General features: G+C 62.1%; 11 protein-coding genes. 5 read left to right on the forward strand and 6 right to left on the reverse strand.

Going from position 1 to position 19,741, the window contains the following annotated elements; all coding sequences use genetic code 11:
* Positions 1–73 precede the first annotated feature (73 nt).
* A complete protein-coding gene (locus tag SA496_RS17780; RefSeq protein WP_120649894.1) occupies positions 74–499 on the forward strand; it encodes an organic hydroperoxide resistance protein in 426 nt (141 codons plus the stop codon).
* A gap of 44 nt (positions 500–543) precedes the next feature.
* Here SA496_RS17780 and cheR read toward each other — a convergent pair whose 3' ends face one another.
* On the reverse strand, positions 544–1,371 hold the full coding sequence (cheR, locus tag SA496_RS17785; RefSeq protein ID WP_120649893.1) for a protein-glutamate O-methyltransferase CheR: 828 nt from the start codon (positions 1,369–1,371) through the stop codon (positions 544–546).
* Positions 1,372–1,413: 42 nt separating this feature from the next.
* A complete protein-coding gene (locus SA496_RS17790) occupies positions 1,414–2,346 on the reverse strand; it encodes a chemotaxis protein CheV (RefSeq protein ID WP_120649892.1) in 933 nt (310 codons plus the stop codon).
* Between the two features lie 151 nt (positions 2,347–2,497).
* Between SA496_RS17790 and flgA the strand changes: the two genes are divergently transcribed.
* The 4 genes from flgA (at position 2,498) to SA496_RS17810 (ending at position 5,010) form a co-directional block, all read left to right on the forward strand.
* Positions 2,498–3,184: a flagellar basal body P-ring formation chaperone FlgA gene (gene flgA / locus SA496_RS17795; protein ID WP_442965092.1), complete on the forward strand. Its 687-nt coding sequence runs from the start codon at positions 2,498–2,500 to the stop codon at positions 3,182–3,184.
* 129 nt (positions 3,185–3,313) lie between these two features.
* A complete protein-coding gene (flgM, locus tag SA496_RS17800; RefSeq protein ID WP_120649890.1) occupies positions 3,314–3,652 on the forward strand; it encodes a flagellar biosynthesis anti-sigma factor FlgM in 339 nt (112 codons plus the stop codon).
* 48 nt (positions 3,653–3,700) lie between these two features.
* Positions 3,701–4,168 (forward strand): flagella synthesis protein FlgN, encoded by a 468-nt coding sequence (locus SA496_RS17805; RefSeq protein ID WP_120649889.1) that lies wholly within the window; start codon positions 3,701–3,703, stop codon positions 4,166–4,168.
* Between the two features lie 92 nt (positions 4,169–4,260).
* Complete coding sequence (locus tag SA496_RS17810) at positions 4,261–5,010, forward strand: flagellar brake protein (RefSeq protein ID WP_120649888.1); 750 nt, start codon at positions 4,261–4,263, stop codon at positions 5,008–5,010.
* Positions 5,011–5,049: 39 nt separating this feature from the next.
* Here the strand turns inward: SA496_RS17810 and SA496_RS17815 are convergent, their stop codons facing one another.
* The 4 genes from SA496_RS17815 to SA496_RS17830 form a co-directional block, all read right to left on the reverse strand.
* On the reverse strand, positions 5,050–5,670 hold the full coding sequence (locus tag SA496_RS17815) for a TIGR04282 family arsenosugar biosynthesis glycosyltransferase (protein ID WP_120649887.1): 621 nt from the start codon (positions 5,668–5,670) through the stop codon (positions 5,050–5,052).
* 99 nt (positions 5,671–5,769) lie between these two features.
* Complete coding sequence (locus SA496_RS17820) at positions 5,770–7,095, reverse strand: MFS transporter (protein ID WP_330114222.1); 1,326 nt, start codon at positions 7,093–7,095, stop codon at positions 5,770–5,772.
* 60 nt (positions 7,096–7,155) lie between these two features.
* Complete coding sequence (locus tag SA496_RS17825; RefSeq protein ID WP_330115653.1) at positions 7,156–8,397, reverse strand: glutamine synthetase family protein; 1,242 nt, start codon at positions 8,395–8,397, stop codon at positions 7,156–7,158.
* Between the two features lie 277 nt (positions 8,398–8,674).
* Positions 8,675–19,381 carry a peroxidase family protein gene (locus SA496_RS17830; protein WP_330114223.1) on the reverse strand — a complete coding sequence of 3,569 codons (10,707 nt, stop codon included), beginning with the start codon at positions 19,379–19,381 and terminating at the stop codon, positions 8,675–8,677.
* Between the last annotated feature and the right edge of the window lie 360 nt (positions 19,382–19,741).

Genomic DNA, 19,741 nt, shown 5'->3' on the forward strand with positions numbered 1-19,741 from the left:
AGTCAAACGGCAGTGGGCAGATCGCATCCATTGACTAGGCTTGCTTGTCTCTTCCCTCAACTGGAGACGCGCCATGCCCATTGAAAAAGCCCTGTACACCGCCCACGCCGAAGCCTACGGCGGCCGTGAAGGCCGCGCCGTGTCCTCGGACGGCGTGCTGGATGTGAAGCTGACCACTCCCAAGGAGCTGGGCGGCCCTGGTGGCGACGGCACCAACCCCGAGCAGCTCTTCGCGGCGGGTTACTCAGCGTGCTTCCTCGGTGCGATCAAGTTCGTCGCCGGCAAGGAGAAAATCACTCTCAGCGAAGACACCTATATAGAAGGTGCCGTGGGCATCGGTACCCTGCCGACAGGTTTCGGCATCGAAGTCGAATTGAAGATTTCCCTGCCCGGGTTGGACAAGCAGGCCGCCAAGGAACTGGTGGACAAGGCGCATATCGTCTGCCCTTACTCCAACGCTACGCGTGGCAACATCAACGTGACACTGACTTTGGTGTAACGTGCGCTCGGACAAATAAAGAGGGAGGCCACTGGCCTCCCTCTTTACTTCACCTTGTAAATGATCCCCGGACTGCACTGGACCATCTGGTAGAGGTCCGGCAGGCCGTTCAGCGCCTCGGACGCGCCGAGGAACAGATAGCCGCCCGGTTTAAGGGTGGCGTGGATGCGAGTGAGGATGTCCTTCTTCACATCGGCGGAGAAGTAGATCAGCACATTGCGGCAAAAGACGATGTCGAACTTGCCCAGCGCCGCATAGCTGTCCAGCAGGTTCAGCGGACGAAACTCCACACGGCTGCGAATGGCCGGCTTGACTGCCCAACGCCCCGGCCCTTTCGGGTCGAAGTAACGTACCAGACGTTCCTGCGAGAGGCCCCGCCCCATGGCCAGGCTGTCGTACTCGCCAGAGCGGCAGGCCGCCAGCATCGAGCTGGACAGATCCGTAGCGACGATTCGCGCGCCGGCCTTGAGCTGGCCGAGGTTGATCTTCTCGTACTCGTCGATCGTCATGGAAATGGAGAACGGTTCCTGCCCCGACGAACTGGCCGCCGACCAGATGCGCAGCGGCTGATTCGGGTTGGCCTTGAGCAGCTCGGGCAGCACCCGGCTTTTCAGCACTTCGAAGGGATAGGTATCTCGAAACCACAAGGTCTCGTTGGTGGTCATGGCATCGATGACCTGCTCGCGCAGGCCACCACGGGAAAATCCCTGGATGCGCTGAGTGAGTTCACCCAGCGTCTTGATGCCGTTCTGCTCCATCAGCTTGTTCAGCCGACTGGAGACCAGATACTGCTTGTTGCTGCCCAGCAGGATGCCGCAGGTCTTTTCCAGGAACACCCGGAACTGCTCGAACTCCACATTGCCTGAAGACACTAAGGGCGCCTCACCGATCTGTTTCCGTGTCAGGGGGCCGAATCAGCCCCCGTCCGTTACCTTGATGCGTTCCACGACTCGCGCGGCCAGGTCATCCGGCTTGAACTTGGCGAGGAAGTCATCCGCCCCGACCTTCTTCACCATTGCCTGGTTGAACACACCCGAAAGCGAAGTATGCAGGAGGATATGCAACTTCTGCATGCGCGGATCGTTGCGGATCTCCGCCGTCAGGGTATAGCCATCCATCTCCGGCATCTCGATGTCGGAAACGATCATCAGCAATTCCTGTTCCGGCGCCTTGCCTTCTTCCACCAATTCACGCAGGTAGTTGTAGGCTTGGCGCCCATCGTTCAAGGCCTTGACCTCGACGCCGACGGTTTCCAGGCAACGGATCACCTGCTTGCGCGCGACGGAAGAGTCGTCGACGATCAGGACGCGCTTGCTGACGGCCTTGCTCTGGGTGTCGATATCGATAACGCCTTCGGACACCACTTCGGAGGTGGGCGCCACTTCGGCGAGGATCTTCTCGACGTCGATGATTTCCACCAACTGCTTGTCGACCCGGGTGACCGCCGTCAGGTAATGGTCGCGACCGGTTCCCTTGGGTGGCGGATGGATCTCCTCCCAGTTCATGTTGACGATGCGCTCCACCGAGCGCACCAGGAACCCCTGCACCTTGGTGTTGTATTCCGTGATGATGACGAAGCTGTTCTTCAGGTCATCGAGGCCTCTGCGCCCGGTCGCCATGGACAGGTCGAGAATCGGAATGGTACCCCCACGGATATTGGCGACCCCGCGTACAACCGGACTGGACTTGGGCATCAGAGTGAGACGGGGGCACTGCAGTACCTCCTTCACCTTGAACACGTTGATCCCGTACAGCTGCGGCCCGTCAAGACGGAACAGCAGCAGCTCCAGGCGGTTCTGCCCGACCAGTTGAGTACGCTGGTTAACCGAATCCAAAACACCGGCCATGACCAGACTCCTATTACAAGTCGATGAGCGCCCGCTTCAGCCTAGCAGGCGGCACGAGCCTTGCTTCTAAGTTTGCATGAACACCATGATGACGCTTTTCCGACACCTGATGGCAAAACGCCGCAATACGCTTGCGGCTGTTTTACCCGCTTTGTGCTGTCTCGGCTACAGCCCTGCGTCGAGTGCGAGTGTGACGTCGCCTGAAGTACTTATCGGCACCGCCGAAGGCTTTCTTGAGTTCACCGTCGAAGAATATCTGCAGCGCGGCAATATCCAGGGTCGCAGCGAAATCCAGGTCAACCGGCTCGATCCCCGCCTGCGGCTGGCAGAATGCGACAGGGATTTGACGGCCAAGCTGGAAAGCCCTGCCCAGCCGCTGGGGCGTGTCACGGTACGAATCAGCTGTGAGGGCAGCGCCCCCTGGACAGTGTTCGTCCCCGCCCAGGTGAAGCTCTATCGCGAAGTGGTGGTAGTCACGCGCGCATTGCGCCGTGGCGTGCCCATCACCCATCAGGACGTGGCCCTGGCCGAGCGTGACGTGGGCACCCTGAGCCAGGGCTTTCTGAGCGATCCGGGGCAGATCATTGGACAGAAAACTACGCGCTCCCTGGTTTCCGACCAGGTATTGGCCCCATTGCACCTGGAGCAGGCCGAAGTAGTGAGCAAGGGCGACCAGGTCGTGATCAGCGCCGTCGGCTCGTCAATCAATGTACGCATGCCGGGCGAAGCCATGAGCAAGGGCGCGCCGGGTGAGCAAATACGGGTCCGAAACCTGAGCTCCGGCCGCGTGATCAAGGCCCGAGTGAAAGGGCCAGGCCAGGTTCAGGTAGATATGTAGACATGGTTCCGCTGGCGCCGGACCGGGCTGATTTCCTAAACTCAGCCGGTACGAAAGAATTTTCTAAAGTTATCCCGGACAGGGCCGATAAAACGGTAAGCGTCCAATTAGCGTCCGAGGTTCAGCATCATGGTTATCGACTTCAACCGGCTTAATAACGGCCCCACGCCTGCCAACTCCGGGCGTACCGGCAGCACCCAGGCCGGCAAGAGCGAAACCGTCACCAGCGGCCAGACTGCTTCGACCCAGAACACCGGCGAGCAGGCTCCGACTGCCAAAAGCGGCGAATCCGTGCAACTGAGCAGCGAAGCTCAAGTGCTGCAGAAAGCCGGCGAAAAACTGCGCGACCTGCCCGTGGTGGACAAGGAACGCGTGGAAAAGCTCAAGCAGGCCATTGCCGACGGCTCCTACCAGGTCGACAGCAAGCGCGTGGCCAGCAAGCTGCTGAACTTCGAATCCCAGCGCTAGTCCACGGGCGGCGCTGGGGAACTTGGACGCTAAGGCCCCAGAGCGCGTATGCACGATACCAACCTGCTTCAGCTGTTCACCGACGATATCGGCCATGCCAAGCGTTTGCTTGAGCTAATGGACGAAGAATTCCAGGTTCTGGGCGAGCGCGACCTCGTCCGCCTCGAGAAACTGCTGGCCGACAAGCAACCCCTGCTTGCCCAACTCGACCAGCATGGCCACCAACGCAGCCAACTGCTGGCCAGCCTCCAATTGAGCACCGATCGCGCCGGTTTGCAGCAACTCGCCGAGCGCTCCCCCGTGGGCCAGGAACTGCTCGAACGCAGCGACGAACTGGGCGAGCTGCTCGAACGATGCAGAACGACCAACGAGCGAAACGGTCGACTGATCCGCGCCAATCGGGCAACGATCGGCAGCATGCTCGGCATCCTGCGTGGCGGTGACACGCCCAGCCTCTATGACAGCCGCGGCGCGGCCGCTAGAATCGGCCAGCAGCGCCCGCTTAGCCAGGCCTGACAAGACATTACAAGAAAGGCACAAAGACACATGGAGGCATGACGCCACTGCTCTTTGTGTAACCCGCGTTTGCGTTCGGAGAAACCTGGACCGTGTCCAATCCATTCCACGAAGTTAACGGCCCTCAACCCCCCAAGGTGCTCAAGACACCGGTAGAGATCCTGGCCAATCTTCGTCTGCTTCAGCAGCATCACGATCCGTTGATCGTCACCTTCCACGGCCGAAACCAGCGTTTCCAGAGTTACCTGATTGAAGTGGACCGCGATCGCGGTCTTATCGCCCTGGACGAGATGATCCCGAACGACGGCGAGCGTTTCCTGAAGAGCGGCGAATCCTTCCGTGTAGAAGGCTTCCATGATGGCGTGCGTATCGCCTGGGATACCCAGCAGCCGGCAACACTCGGGGAGTTCGAGGGAGGTCGTTGCTACTGGTGCCCACTGCCCGACGAGGTGACCTACCACCAGCGCCGCAACGCCTTTCGTGCCCCCCTCAAGCAAAGCCAATTGGTACCCATCGAGCTGGACGGCGACAAGATGTCGTCCGCGATAAAGGGTGTGATGCTGGATATCTCGGCCACCGGGTGCAAGCTGCGGTTCGAAGGCGACCTGAGCGGCCGCCTGCAACCTGGGCAGATTTATGAGCGTTTCAGCGCCAAGATGCCCATCGGCCCCGTTACCACCCCGGTTGAGCTACGCCATCTGCATTTCGACGAGAAGCTGGGTATGAGCTTCGTAGGCATCCGCTTCCACAACATGAGTGGGCTGGTACAGCGCAACGTCGAGCGCTTCGTCTACCAGCTGCAACGTGAAGCGCGTCGATTCGAAAAGGACGAGCTCTTCTAGCGTTCAACCCGGCATGGCTTCCGCTGTGTCGACCTTCCCTCAGACAGTTCCGAGCTTGAAACCCAGACGCCCCAGGCGCGGCAGATGCTCGGGACTGTCCATCACCCATAGCGATGGCAGCAGCCCATGCTGCCAATCCAGCTCCTGCAGGCGTTCACACGTCAGGGCCAGCACCTGGTCACTGCCCCAGGGCATGGCTTCAAACAGGCGCGGATCGACACGTCGCAAGCCGAGGAGCACGTAGCGGCCATCCTCCGTCGGCCCCAGAACCGCCTGGTGCTGATGCAGCGCCTCGCAAGCGGCCGACAGGTAATCGGCATCCAGCATCGGGCAATGCTGGCCGATAAGCACCACGGCATCGTTTTCTGACAACCCCAAGGCAGCGATACGTCGCATGCGCTCCCCCAGGTCACCCACCGGCTGCCCCACGACCATCCAGTCGTTGTCCTCGGCCAGGGCTTCAAGGGCCTCGTCCGGCCCATCCTCGATCCAGAAGATCCGCTCACAGAAGCCAAGCGGCGGTAGGTTGAGTACGCGCGCCACCAATTGCCGATGCAACTGGCTCACCCCCTCCTCGCCCAACTCCGGAACCAGGCGGGGGTGGTGCTTGCCAGCCTGAGGGGCGCTGGCCAGCAGATGCAGGGAAATGCTCAACGACATGACCAGTTCCTCCTTGAAGTCCCAAGGCAGGCCTTGGGCTTGAAGCTCGGGTAGCCGCACTGGTCGATAATTGGGCAAAAACGATGTGGCGTTGGGCCACTATTTGTCGGGCTGTGGCTGTTCCGGCATTCCCTCGGTCGACGGCTCTGGCGGCGGAACGTCGCCGCTCTGCATCTGGTCGTGCACCGCCTTTTCATCGACGCGCGGGTCCAGGGCTGCCACCAGGGGTGAACTGGTCATGTTGTCCGGGGTCGGCACATGGTGCAGCGGCGCCTCGTCGACCCGGTGTAGCCCGGTAACGGCATCCGGTCGAACCCGCAACACCAGAACCGTGGCGCAGAAGCAGACGAATGCATAGAGCATGTTCGGCCCCAGCTGTTTCATCAGTGCGCCGGTCAACAGCGGACCGATACTCGCCCCCACACCGAAGGTGATCAGTAACATGGCGGTCAGCGACACCCTCCTTTCGGTTTCTATATGGTCATTGGAGAAAGCCACCGCGAGCGGGTAAAGGCTGAACTGCAGCAGGCAGACCAGGAAGCCTACCGGGAACAGCACCTCGAGGGGCGCCGTCGGCATGATCGCCAGGGGCAAGGCGGAAACTGCGAGCAAGGCCGCCGTGCTGCGAATCAGCACCGCGCGATCATGACGGTCCGACAGCCAGCCCAACGGCCACTGCACGAGTAGTCCGGCCAGGATGCAGCTCCCCATGAACAAGCCCACCTGATCGATAGGCAGGCCCTGGGCCGTGGCATAGAGCGGCGCCAGGCCGTAGAAGGAACCGATCACCAGACCGGAAACCAGCACAGTGGTCATGGACTGCGGCACCCGCTTGATGAAGAAGCGCGGCTCCAGCGGTGCCGGATGCAGCGGCGCCGGGTGCAGCTTGCGGGTCAGCGCCACCGGTACCAGGCACAGTGCGAAGCACATTGCCACCAGCATCAACAACTCCGGCCCGAGGCCGGGATGCAGGACCAGCACCAACTGCCCGAGTACCAGCCCCAGGTAGGAGGCAACCATGTAGCCCGCGAAAACCTGTCCACGCTGGCTCGCCTCGGCCTGCTCGGTGAGCCAACTCTCAATCACCATGTACTGGCACATCATCCCCAGGCCAACAAGCATCCGCATGAACAACCAGGCTGGCAGGAAGTCGATCAGACCGTGCCCAAGCACGGCCGCCGTCACCACCCCGGCGCAGGCCACGTAGGCACGGATATGCCCGACCCGCGCGATCAGCCGGTGTCCCAGCTTGCCGCCAAGGATCAGGCCGAAATAGTTGGCCGCCATCAGGGCGCCGACCCAGAGCCCATCCACCTTGTCCGCCGCGAGGCGCAGGCCGAGGTAGGTACTGAGCAGGCCGGAGCCGATCAGCATGAGCAAGGTGGCAAAATACAGTGCGCGAAACGACTTCCAGATCCGATGCATCGACGCTCCAGGCGGCTTCTAGTGCAGGGAGGACCGCCTGGAAAGGCGGTCCCGGGGCGATCAGGCCTGGGCGGCGAGGACGCGCCGTTCCCAAGGAGTGATCTCATCGAAGAAGCTGCAGAGCTCCATCGTCTTCGTAGCAATGTAGCCTTCGATGAACTCGTTGCCGAACAGTTCACGTGCCAGATCGCTGCGTTTCAGACGCTCGATGGCCGCATGCAAGGTACAGGGCAACAGCAACTCGTCCGGAGCCTCGAATTCACCCTGGATCGGAGCGCTCGGCTGTAGCTGCCGCTCCATCCCATAAAGCCCGGCCGCCAGACTGGCAGCGATGGCCAGATAGGGGTTCGCATCGGCGCCGGGCAGACGGTTCTCCACCCTCCTCGCAACTGGGGCGCTGGCCGGAATTCGCAGGCCTGCCGCACGATTGTCGTGGGACCAGCAGGCATTGTTAGGCGAGGCGTAGGGGTGGCATAGGCGCTGGTAGGAGTTCACGTTGGGCGCGAACAGGGCGGTGAAATCCCCCATGGCCGCCTGTTGTCCTCCGATGAAGTGATTGAAGGCCGCAGTCGCTTCGCCATTGGTGTCGCTGAAGATGTTCTGCTCATCGTCGAGGCTCACCACGCTCTGGTGGATGTGCATCGAACTACCCGGCGTATGCGCCAACGGCTTGGCCATGCAGACAACCTGAATGCCGTGCTTGAGCGCAACTTCCTTGAGCAGGTGCTTGAACAGGAAGGTCTGGTCCGCCAGGAGCAACGGATCGCCATGCAGGAAATTGATCTCGAACTGGCTGACGCCCATTTCGTGCATGAAGGTGTCGCGGGGCATACCGAAGGCTTCCATGCCGCGATAGACCTCTTCGAAGAATGGCCGCAAACCATTGTTGGACGACACGCTGAAGGCCGAGCAGCCATCCTCGCGACGACCATCCAGTCCTACCGGCGGCAGGAAGGCCTGGGTCGGATCAGGATTGGGAGCAAAGACGAAGAACTCCAGCTCGGTGGCCACCACGGGCTTCCAGCCATAGGCAGCATAACGCTCCACCACCTTGCGCAGCAGGCCTCGGGTCGAAAGCCCGGACGGACGACCGTCCAGTTCCTGGGCATCGCAGATAGCCAAGGCGCGCGAACGCTCGCTCCAGGGCAGGCAATGAACCTGGCTCGGCTCCGCGACCAGGGCTAGGTCGCCGTCGTCACTGCCGTAGAAGCGGGCTGGCGGATAGCCGCCCATGATGCATTGCAGCAGCACGCCACGCGCCAGTTGGAGGCGTCGCCCCGAGAGAAAGCCCTCCCCCGTCATAACCTTGCCGCGCATCACCCCGTTCAGGTCGGGAGTGACACACTCGATCTCTTCAATGCCGGCCAGGCGCTCGGCGAGCGGGCTGCGGACTTTGGTAGTCATGATTGTTGTCCTTGTGCACTACGGCCGCTCTGGATGGCGACTTGTACAAAATACGCACCGGCCGTTCGAAATATCAAGCAGGTGAAACGGCGATTCTTCATGCCATGAAAAAGGGGTGAAGCCGCGAGGGCTTCACCCCTTTTCCGTTACTGCATCGTGCGCGTTGGCTGCCTCCTCAGCTGACGATGAAGTCCGCCTGGGTCACGGTGGTGGCATCCGCCACGCCCACCAGGGTGATGCTGTTGGCCCCGATGGTGACCTGGGTGTCCGCCCCGACATCGGCGATCACCACGTTGGCCGCGAAGGTCGCCGCAGTGATGCCCAGCGCCGTCACGTCCATGCGATCCTGGCCGCCTGCCGGGTTGGCATCGAAGTCCAGGATGCGGTCCTGGCCGAAGCCCGCCGCGAACTGGAACACGTCACTGCCCACGCCACCGGTGAGGATGTCGTTGCCGGCACCACCGCGCAGGGCGTCGTTGCCGCCGCCGCCGTTCAGGGTATCGACACCACCACCACCGATCAGGGTGTTGCTCAGCCCGTTGCCGTTGCCGACGAAGGCCGCGTTGCCTGCACGCACCAGGATCTCCACGTTGGCACCCAGGGTGTAGCTCGCCAAGGTGGTCCACACGGCATCCATACCGCCGTTCAACGCCTCGGTGACGATGTCGTTGGCGCTGTCCACTTCGTAGGTCTCGTTACCCTGGCCACCCGTCATGGCATCGTTGCCGGTGCCGCCGATCAGCACATCGTTACCCAGGCCCGATTCCAGCACGTCATTACCGGCACCACCGTTGAGGGTGTCGTTGCCACCTGCCGAACGCATGAAGTTCCCCAGCCCGTTACCAGTACCGCTGAAGTTGCCACCGCCGTTGTAGATCAGCGCTTCGACGTTGGCGCCCAGGGTATAGCTGGTCGTGGTCGTCCACACTGCATCGAAGCCGGTATCTCCACCTTCGGCCACGCTGTCGCCGACACTGTCCACCTCGTAGGTATCGCTGCCGGTACCGCCCGACATGCTGTCGTTGCCAGTCCCGCCCCGCAGCACGTCATTGCCGGCCCCGGATTCGAGGATGTCATCCCCACCGCCGCCGTTCAGGCTGTCGTTGCCGCTGTCGCTGGTCAGGCGGTTCGCCAAGCCGTTGCCGGTACCGGTGAAGTTGGTGACCCCGACATACACCAGGTTCTCCACGTTGGCCCCCAGGGTGTAGCTCGCCAGTAGCGAGCGGACCGTATCAGTACCGGCACCCGCGCCCTCGTTCACCACATCCCCGGCACTGTCCACCTCGTACGTGTCGCTGCCGGTACCACCGGACATGTTGTCGTTGCCAGCCCCACCGATCAGTTGGTCGTTACCAGCACCACTCTCCAGTACGTCGTTGCCCGCATCGCCATTGAGGGTGTCGTTGCCTCCGGATGAACGCAGCAGGTTGCCCAGAGCGTTGCCGGTGCCGTTGAAGTTGCCAGCGCCGTTGTAAATCAACGCCTCCAGGTTGGCCCCCAGGGTGTAGTTGGCCAGCGTGGTCCACACCGCGTCGAAGCCTGGTTCGTTACCTTCGATTACCGTATCCAGCGCGTTGTCGACCTCGAAGGTGTCGTTGCCGGCACCGCCGACCATGCTGTCCGCCCCAGTACCACCACGCAGTACGTCATCTCCGGCACCACCATCCAGCGCGTCATTGCCGGCACCGCCGTTGAGCTGGTCGTTGTCCAGATCACCGGCCAATGTGTCGTTGCCCGCCAGACCATTGAGGATGTCGTTACCACCACCACCGTTGGCCACGTCGTCACCGGCCGACCCGTTGAAGGTCTCCGCCGCCGCACCACCGGTGAACAGCACGCCCACCGCCGCGGTCACTGCCGAGTTCACCGTGTTGCTGAAGCCGCTGTCATCGGTGTAGGTGGTCACCACCCGCAGGAACCGCCCGACCTGGGCCGCACCCGGGGTGAAGTCGGCGCCCGTGGCACCGCCAATGTTGGTGAAGGTCGTGCCGTTGAGCGACGACTGCCACTGGAAGCTGAACACCGAGGTCGTCGTTCCATCGACGTCCGCCACGGTGCCGCGGCTCGCCGTCAGCAACTGGCCTTGCAGCGGCGTGGTGTCGCTGATCACCGGTGCACCCGTCGGCGCATCGTTGGTCTGGGTGGCCGAAACCGGTGCAGTCACTGCCGAGTACACCGTCTCCAGCACGCCGTTGGCGTCCTTGTAGACAGCCTTGACCCGCAGGGCCAGACCAGCCTGGGCGGCCGTGAGCAGGAAGCTCTGTCCGGTGGCACGAGCCAGCTCGGCACCAGCATTCTCGATGATGATGTCCTCGAAGATGCCATCACCACGAACATCCGCCTGCCAGTAGTAGGACACCGGCCCGGTGATGGTGCCTCCAGCATTATTGGCATCGGTGACTCCGGCAATGGATGCCACCAGCCGAGTGCCAACTTCAGGGGTCGCGTCGTTGACCGTCGCCAACCCTACCGGCCCGCTATTGAGACCAACCACCAGCGCCTCGCTGACATCGTTGAACTGCAGGCGCTCGATACCACTCAGGCGGTCGCTACCATCGCGTCCATCGACAGTGTCGGTCACGGTCCAGGTGCCATCACCGTTGTTGAGCACCGTGTAATCGGCACGATTGCCGGAAAACTCGGCGGTGTCGTAGTTGAACGCCCCATTGCCGGCGAGCAGCTCGCGAGTGACCACCAACTGACCGGGGGTGTAGCGGCCGGTAAGCATGTCGTGTACCAGCTCGGTCATGCTGAAGGCGCGGTCAATCTCCGGTCCGGTTCCGTCGGCGTTCTGCTTCACGCTGATATAGACGGTCAACGAGCGATCGCCGTCGATCCGGTCATCCCCGCCCCGGCCCGCGATGATGTCGCTACCGCTGCCACCGAGGATGATGTTACCGGCGCCGAACGAGGTGACCCCAGTGCCCAGGAATTCCCCCAACCCGGCGATCAGGCCGATGTTGGTGAGGATGCTGCCGTTCACGCCCGAGGTGGAGATGGCCGCCGCATCGCGGTCGTCACCCTTGAGGATGTCGCTGTGGGACGAACCGGACAGACCTTCCATGAACTCGAAGCGAGTCAACAGGGAAGCGGTCGACGGAGTCACCGGGGTTTCGTCGAAGGCACGCAGGTCGAACTCGATATTGACCCCCTGCGGGTCGTCGCGGAACACTGCCCAGTCGAAGCCGGAGGCACCGACATAGCGGTCGCCCTCGCCGCCATTGCCGAGCATGATGTCGTCACCACCCTCGCCATCCATGCGGTCGATGATGCCGCGCTCGCCGATGTACACATCGTTGCCGGGCACGTTGTCCAGGCCGAACTCGTTGAAGTTGTCACCGGCGTTGCCGTCGGGACCGCCCAGTTCCAGCCAGTCATCACCCTCGTTGCCGAACTGCGCTTCGTTGCCACGGGTACCAAGGATGAAGTCGTTGCCGACGCCACCGAAGATTTCCGTGGCGTCCTCACCCGAGACGATGAAGTCGTTGCCGAAACCACCCAGCAGCAGGTTGATGCCATTGCCGCCGTGGATGACGTCGTTGCCACCGTCGCCCTGGATGTTATCGTCGCCGCCGCGGTCGGTGATGATGTCGTCGCCATCGCCTGCGCGGATCAGGTCGTTGCCGTCGCCGCCTTCAATGCGATCACGACCGCCATCGCCCCAGATCGTGTCGTCACCGATGCTGGCGATCATGACGTCGTCGCCGTCGGTACCGCCCAGCACCACGTGCTCATCACCGGTGTAGCGCAGGTAGTTGGTGTTCGCCTCGTTGTAGAACGCCGTGGCGAGATTGTCGGTATTGACCGGGTTGTCGCGGATCACCCAGGGCAGCAAGGCACTGCCGCCCTGCGGGTCTTCGCCTGGAGCAGCGAAGTCGTCGAGGCTTTCGTCGATACCCACCGTCGAGGGATCATCACCGAGAATGCCATCAGCCCCCGGGTTGACCACATCCGCGTTGAACTGCCGGGAAATGTCCACCTCCAGGATCAGGCCTGGGTCGGAGAAGATATCCCCTGGCAGGTGGATCGCGTTGGTGTTGGCCATCACCATCTTGGCGAAGGAGTTGTTCTCCAGCTCGGTGAGGAAGTTCATGCTCGCCGTGCGTTCGAGGTAGTAGAAACGATCGCCGTCCTGGAGTTTCTCCATCTGGTTCTCGAACACGAAGTTGAAGGTCGAGCCCAGCAGACCACCGAAGGGCATCTGCCTTTCAGCCAAACCACCGATCCACAGGTCGATATCGTTGACCCCAGTGGTAGCCGCGGGTCCATTGAGGAAGGCCAGACGATCCGCGGTGTCGGCGGTGAAGGTGCGCTGTTCCGCCGTCCCTTCGTTGATGATCGCATCGCCACCAAACACCAGGGCGAAGGCCACCGCACGCTTCTCGGCAGTCGTATTCACGTCAGCCGCCAGCAATTCGGCATGGGTGCCATAGGCCGCGATGAAGTTGACGATGGACGTCTGGTGCTTCAGATGAGCAGCGAAGTCGACCCAACTGGTGTAGGGCCGCAGCTGGCTGTCGCCGGTCGCGTTGTAGAAGTCCTGACGCGCCGCGTTGAGCGTGGGCACGCCGGTGTCACGGCCGCGAGCGATGTTGATGGTGGCCAGGTCCAGTGGCAATCCGAGGAGGTTGTTGCGCAATGCCTCGGTGACGAACTCGTCAATCTCGTTGCCGGTCTGGCGAGTCATGCCACGGACGATGTTGCCGGCAGCCTCCTCAGCCGACAGGGCGCCGTTGTTGTTGAACGCTAGCGGGTTCAGGAAGGCATCGATCAGATCCATGCTGCCCGCGTCGGTGAAGTCCGGGTTCAGCCGGTCCACAGTCTCGGTGAGCATGGAGTGGCCGAAGCGGTACACCACGTGGGCGAACTCGGCGACGATCGCCGGGTTGATCTGGGTGTCATACACCTGGGTGGCATTGAAGAACACATCCACCTGCGGCTGCACCTTGCGGGCGAACTCCTCGAACACCAGGTGCTGGTACTGCATTTCCGTCGTGAAGCGAGCCGCCTGGAACAGACGTTCGCCATTCCAGCTGCCGTCCGCATTCTGCCAATTGCTGATGAAATCCGGATCGTTGCTGGCCAGCACCACAGCCTTGATCTGATCGACCATGCGGTTGTGCTCGGCGTGGAACACATGGTGAACCGAGGTCAGCCCGATGTTCTCGTTACCACGCCCGTCGCCTGTGATGAAGTGGCGGTCGAGCAGTTCGTTGTCAAAGGTATTGGCCGGTTGGGGCAGGAACGGTTGGTTGCCTGGCCCCACCGGTAGATTCGGATCGAATGCGGGGTTCGGTACCGGACCGGTTACCGCGTCTGCATCCGCCGTCATCAACGCGCCGGTCTGGCTGTTGAACGGGTTGGCCGCATGGGCGATGTCATCCAGGAACGCATGCCCGGTGAACAGGGCGTTGCCCGGAATCGCGAGGCCGCCCGCGACGCCCTCGACGAGCACGATCTGGTCGCCAACAAGGGTGACGATCTGCGCGAACCCGTTCGCTCCCGGGATGAACTTGCCATAGAGGTCAGTCGCCAACAGCGGGACATTGCCGATGTTGCCATCGGTCAACTGGATGCCCAGCATCTGGGCGGCCTGAGCCTTGACTTCGGCCCAGGTCGGCAGGCCACCGACGCCATCGAGCATGCGACCCGTGGCGACCGGATTTCCGCTAGCGTCTGGCTCGTACTCGCGCAGGAACACCTGGTGCGAGGCGTGGGACGTATAGGTCTGGTTCTGGTCGACGAACGGCGTGGTCGTATTGAGCGGTCCGCCACCGATGATGTCGTCTGCGGTGCCCATCAAGCCGTCCTGCCCCGGAGCATCGTTGCTGGTGCGGGTGAGGATCATGAAGTTCGAGGTACCCCCCGGAACGAAGAGGGGGTCATCCGGCTGCAGCGGCACGAAGACAAAGCCATTGCCGCCCTTGGTCACCAGGTCCAGGCCATGGTCGAAGAACTGGCCGAACAGGGTGAACCAGGAGTTGAAGCCGGCGGACAGCCCCTCGTCCGGCGCGGTGTTGGGGATGAACAGCGGCTGGCCAGCCGGGATCGGTGCGCCGTTCAGGTCCAGCAGCACGCCACTGGGGTCCAGGGTTCCCAGACCGGCATCCACATAGGCCTGCACAGCGGCTGGGTTGGTGATGGTCTGGTCGACGATCAGGTTGGAGATGGTCCGCGGGTCAGTATCGGCCACATTGCCGGGGGCGCCGTAGTCGGTGTTGGTGACCACGCCTCCCGGGCCGAGGTTCATGGTGTCCCCGTCCTGGTCGTCACGGAACACGGGTGGGACCAGGTTCGGGAAAGGCTGGTCAGCCGCACCGAAGTGCTCCTGACCCGGAACCAGGTTATTGAAGGAGCCATCCACAGTGCGCAGACCAAATGCACCGCGAGAGTTAGGCACGATATCCAGCAGGTTCTCACCAGCGGCATGGCGCTCGGAGATAATGATCTGGTCGAGGATGAACTGCAGGTCGCTGCGAACCAGATGTACGCCGGGGCTGGCAACGAAGCTTTCCTGCGGTACGGCTGCTGGCGGCGCAACAACCACGTTGCCGTTCACCGCGGCAGTAGCGTTCGAGAACACGTTCTCCAGCACGCCATCGGCGTCCTTGTAGACAGCCCTCACCCGCAGCGCCAGGCCGTCGAGGTCGGCAGTCACACGGAAGCTGTCGCGTTGCGCCGTTTCCGGTCGTTCCCCGGCTTCGTTGACGATATCCACGAACAAACCCGATCCGGCAACGGTCTCTCTTTGCCAGAAGTAGGCAACCGGCCCGGTAATCGCGCCCGTCGGGTTCCCTCCGGTAATGTTGTCCGCATCGGTCACCAGCAGGGACGAAGCGGTCAGGACCTGGCCGTTCTGCGGAGTGTTATCGCTGATCTGCAGCAGCCCCTGCGGGCCGGCGTTGCCACCCGGCACCAAAGCCACGGACTGATCGTTGAACTGGAGCCGTTCGATGCCGGTCAGCCGGTCCACGCCGTCGGCACCAATGACGGTATTGCCGTCGACGTCCACCTCAAGGTGGGTCACCGTGATCACGTCGTCGCTGAAGTCCAGCGTGGTGCCGTTGTTGTTGATATCGACCTGGTAGTCGTCGAAGTTGCCCGAGTAAACCGCTGTGTCGTAGTTGGGGCCAACGGTCTGGATGACTTCACGCACGATGACCAGCTGCGACGGATTGATCGCACCCGAGAGCATGTCCGGAATCAGCGCGCCAATACTGTCGACCCGGCGAATTTCCGTGGCCGGATCGCTAGGATTGGTACGCACGCTGACATAGGCGTTGAGCGTACGATCGCCATCGATCAGGTCATCGCCGCCGCGGCCTTCGAGGATATCGCTGCCGCCACCGCCAAGGATGATGTTGCCCCCGCCGAACGACGTGACACCTGCGCCGAGGAACTCCTGCAGCCCGGCGATCAGGTCGATGCCGGCCTGGTTCAGCACGCTGCCCAGCGGACCGTTTTCAGCGATCTCCGCAGCATCCGCGTTGTCACCACGCAGGACATCACCGAACTGCGAACCCGCCAAGCCTTCGACGAAGGCGAAGCGGTCGAAGATGCCGGCGTTGGAGGCCGGTACCGGCGGCTCGAAGAAGTCGTCGACGATCATGTCGGCCAGCACGCCGAACGGGTCGAACTTGTAGCTGACCCAGTCGAAGCCGGAGCCACCATCGAAGTGGTCGGCACCTTCCGAGCCGAAGAAGATATCGTCGCCGCCTTCACCGATCATCTCATCGAAGCCACCGCCACCGACGAAGACGTCGTTGCCGGGTACTTCATCCAGGGCAAAGGGCGAGAAGTTGTCACCGGGGGCACCGTCCTGGGTACCGATCTCGATCCAGTCGTCGCCTTCGTTACCGGCAGTCTGCAGGTTGCCCTTGGCACCGTAGATGAAGTCGTTGCCAGTACCGCCGAAGGTTTCCGAGACGTCTTCGCCGGTGATGATGAAGTCATTGCCGGCGCCGCCGAGGATCAGGTTGAAGCCGTTGCCGCCATGGATGACGTCGTTGCCGTCGTCGCCCTTGATGTTGTCGTCGCCGCCCATGTCCGTGATGATGTCGTCGCCGGCGCCGCCATTGAGGCTGTCCACGCCATCGCCGCCTTCGATACGGTCATTGCCGCCATCGCCCCAGATGGTGTCATCGCCGATGCTGGCGATCAGGATGTCGGCTTCGTTGGTGCCACCGAGCACCACGTGGTCTTCACCGGTGTAGCGCAAGTAGTTGGTGTCGGCTCCCGGAGTGGCCGGGTTGTCGCGGATCACCAACGGAACAAGCACATTGTCGCCCAGCGGGTCCTCGTTGGGCGTCGCGATATCGTCGGCGCTTTCATCCACAAGCGGGGTGGATGGATCATCGCCAAGAATTCCATCAGCACCGGGGTTGTTGACGACACCCGCATTGAACTGCCGGGCTTGGTCGACTTCCAGGATCAGACCAGGGGCAGAGAAGATATCCGCCGGCAGTCGATCAACGTCGGTGTTGCGCATCACCATCTTGGCGAAGGAGTTCTGCTCCATCTCGGTGAGGAAGTTGAGTCCTGCCAAGCGGCCCAGGTAGTAGAAGCGGTCGCCGTTCTGCAGGGCCTCCAACTGGGTCTCGAAGACGAAGTTGAAGGTGGAACCCAGCAGCCCGCCGAAGGGCATCTGCTTCTCGGCCAGACCGCCCACCCAGAAGTCCACCAGATCCAGGCCGGTAGTGGTCACTCCATTGGCGCCGCTGGCCCATTCTCCGGTGCTGTGCAAGAAGGCCAGGCGATCCTCGGGTGCACCAGCACCACCTAGAACGATGGCCATGGCGGCAGCGCGCTTGTCGTCAAGAGTCAATGCGCCAGTGATGGTGGAGTGAGTGCCATAGGCGGCGATGAAGTTGATCAGCGACGCCTCATGCTTGAGGCCACCCATGAAGTCCACCCAGCTGCTGTAGGCCTCCAGCTGAGCGTCACCCGTAGCCTCGAAGAACTCGCGGCGTGCAGCGTTCAGCGACGGGATACCGGCGTCACGGCCACGGGCGATGTTGATGGTGGCCAGATCCAGGGGCAGGCCCAGCAGGTTGTTGCGCAGCGCTTCGGTGACGAACTCGTCGATCTCGTTACCCTGCTGGCGCGTCACGCCACGGATAATGGCACCGGCGGCGGCATCGGCGTCCGCTCCCCCTTCGGCAAACGCCAGGGGATTGAGGAAGGCGGCGATCAGGCCGATTTCGCTGTTGACGAAGTTCGGGTCCAGGCGGTCGATGGTTTCAGTCAGCATGGAGTGACCGAAGCGATACACCACGTGGGCGAACTCGGCGACGATCGAAGGGTCGATGCTGGCGTCGAAACCCGTGGGCGCCAGGAACTCATCGATGTTCGGTTGCACCTTGCGGGCAAATTCCTCGAACACCAAGTGCTGGTACTGCATTTCCGTACCGAACTTGGCGGCCTGGAACAGGCGCTCGCCATTCCATACCAGAGTGGATGTATCGGCGGGAATCTGTCCGACAACGGGAACCAGAAGCCACTGGTTGAGGAACTCCACATCACCGGAACTCAGAATAACCTGCTTGGTGTGCTCCACCAGCCGGTTGTGTTCGGAATGGAACACATGGTGCACAGCGGTGAGACCGATGTTCTCGTTCACCCGGCCGTCACCGGCGATGTAGTGTGAGTCCAGCAATTCGTTGTCGTAGGTGGCCGGATTGCCATCGTCGGTTCCGGCAACGCCGTCAGCGTCGGCGGCCAGCAGCGCGCCGGTCTGGCTATTGAAGGGGTTCGCGCTATGGGCGATGTCATCGAGGAAGGCATGGCCGGTGCGCACAGCGTTGGCCAAACTGATGCCCTGTCCGCCGTTAGCGGTCGGATCGCCTTCGACCAGGAAGGTCCCACCGGCACCATCGCTCATTACCACTTGCGGGTAGCCGTTGGCACCCTTGATGAAGTTGCCGTAGGGATCAGTGGCCAACAGCGGAATGCTGCCCACGTCGGCATCGGTCAGGTTGATGCCAAGGACGTCGCGTGCCTGGGCCTTGACGGTTGCCCAGGTGGCCATGCCGCCCAGGTCCACGTCATCACCATCTCCGAATACGCCATTGACCAGATCACGATTGGTGATCAGCTTGCCGGTCGTAACCGGACCATTGGCCGTCGACACATATTCGCGCAGGAACACCTGGTGCGAGGGGTGCGAACTGTAGGTCTGGTTCTGGTCGACGAAGGGGGACGTGGTGTTGGTGTGCTCGTGGATATCGTCCTCGGTACCCAGGACACCATCCTCACCCGGCTGGTTGGTAGCACGGGTCAGGACCAGGAAATTGGTCGCGCTGTTCGAGTCGAACAGCGGATCGTCCTCTTGCAGTTGAATGAAGATGGTCCCGCTGCCCCCCTTGCTCACCAGGTCCAGGCCATGGTCGAAGAACTGGCCGAAGAAGGTGAACCAGGAGTTGAACGGTGCCGACAGGCCTTCATCCGGTGTGGTGTTGGGGATGAAGAACACCTCCTGGTCATCCGGCGTGCCAAAGATGCCATCGAGTCCCGGGCTCAGGACGGGAGCCGCGCCACCGTTGGCTTCCACCGCCGCCGGGTTACTGGCGGTCTGGTCGACGATCAGGTTACTGATGATCCTCGGCTGCGAGTCGAACACTAAACCACTAGTCTGGCTGTAGGTCGTCCCGTTATCTGCAATGCGGAAAACCGGATCGAGCAAGCGCGGAAACAGGTTGTCCGCCGCCCCGAACTCGGTCTGTCCCAGTACCAGGTGGTTGAATGATCCATCGACGGTCCGCAGTCCCCAGGGAACCTGCGAATTCGGCAGCAGTAGCGACAGGTCCTCACCTGCCGCATGGGCTTCAGAGATCAGGATCTGCTGGAGAATGAACTCGAGGTCAGACTTGATGTAGGTGGCCATGGTGTTGTTTTCCTCAATCCGACAGCAATTAGTCAGGCCGAATCACGCCCACGCGGGTGCAATTCCACGTTTCTTCGAAGGAAATCGATCAAGCCGGGCAAATCGCAGTCGCGGCCGAACCCGCCAAGCCTTGGAAGTGGCTCAGTTCCGACTGAATGGATTTGTCCCCGTCAGCGCCGCGCTCAAAGGCGGCACTTCAACTCAGACGAGCGGTGGGCCGTGGAAACGGATCTGGGGGGCGGCACAGGCTGAAGGGCCATTTGGCCCACTGCGCGAGAATGAATCGATGCTCATTGCGGTGTTCTCCCTAGCACTCTTGTGGCGGGCGCCACAGCGATGTCCCTCAACGCCGCTGCGTGC

Origin of the sequence: Pseudomonas sp. JS3066 (assembly GCF_036328175.1) — a bacterium.
Lineage (GTDB): Bacteria > Pseudomonadota > Gammaproteobacteria > Pseudomonadales > Pseudomonadaceae > Metapseudomonas.

What these genes read in the sequence shown, in the direction of transcription:
- SA496_RS17780 (WP_120649894.1), top strand. Translation starts at nt 74, where the DNA reads ATGCCCATTGAAAAAGCCCTGTACACCGCCCACGCCGAAGCCTACGGC.
- SA496_RS17790 (WP_120649892.1), bottom strand. Translation starts at nt 2,346, where the DNA reads ATGGCCGGTGTTTTGGATTCGGTTAACCAGCGTACTCAACTGGTCGGG.
- flgM (WP_120649890.1), top strand. Translation starts at nt 3,314, where the DNA reads ATGGTTATCGACTTCAACCGGCTTAATAACGGCCCCACGCCTGCCAAC.
- SA496_RS17805 (WP_120649889.1), top strand. Translation starts at nt 3,701, where the DNA reads ATGCACGATACCAACCTGCTTCAGCTGTTCACCGACGATATCGGCCAT.
- SA496_RS17815 (WP_120649887.1), bottom strand. Translation starts at nt 5,670, where the DNA reads ATGTCGTTGAGCATTTCCCTGCATCTGCTGGCCAGCGCCCCTCAGGCT.
- SA496_RS17820 (WP_330114222.1), bottom strand. Translation starts at nt 7,095, where the DNA reads ATGCATCGGATCTGGAAGTCGTTTCGCGCACTGTATTTTGCCACCTTG.
- SA496_RS17825 (WP_330115653.1), bottom strand. Translation starts at nt 8,397, where the DNA reads ATGACGGGGGAGGGCTTTCTCTCGGGGCGACGCCTCCAACTGGCGCGT.
- SA496_RS17830 (WP_330114223.1), bottom strand. Translation starts at nt 19,381, where the DNA reads ATGGCCACCTACATCAAGTCTGACCTCGAGTTCATTCTCCAGCAGATC.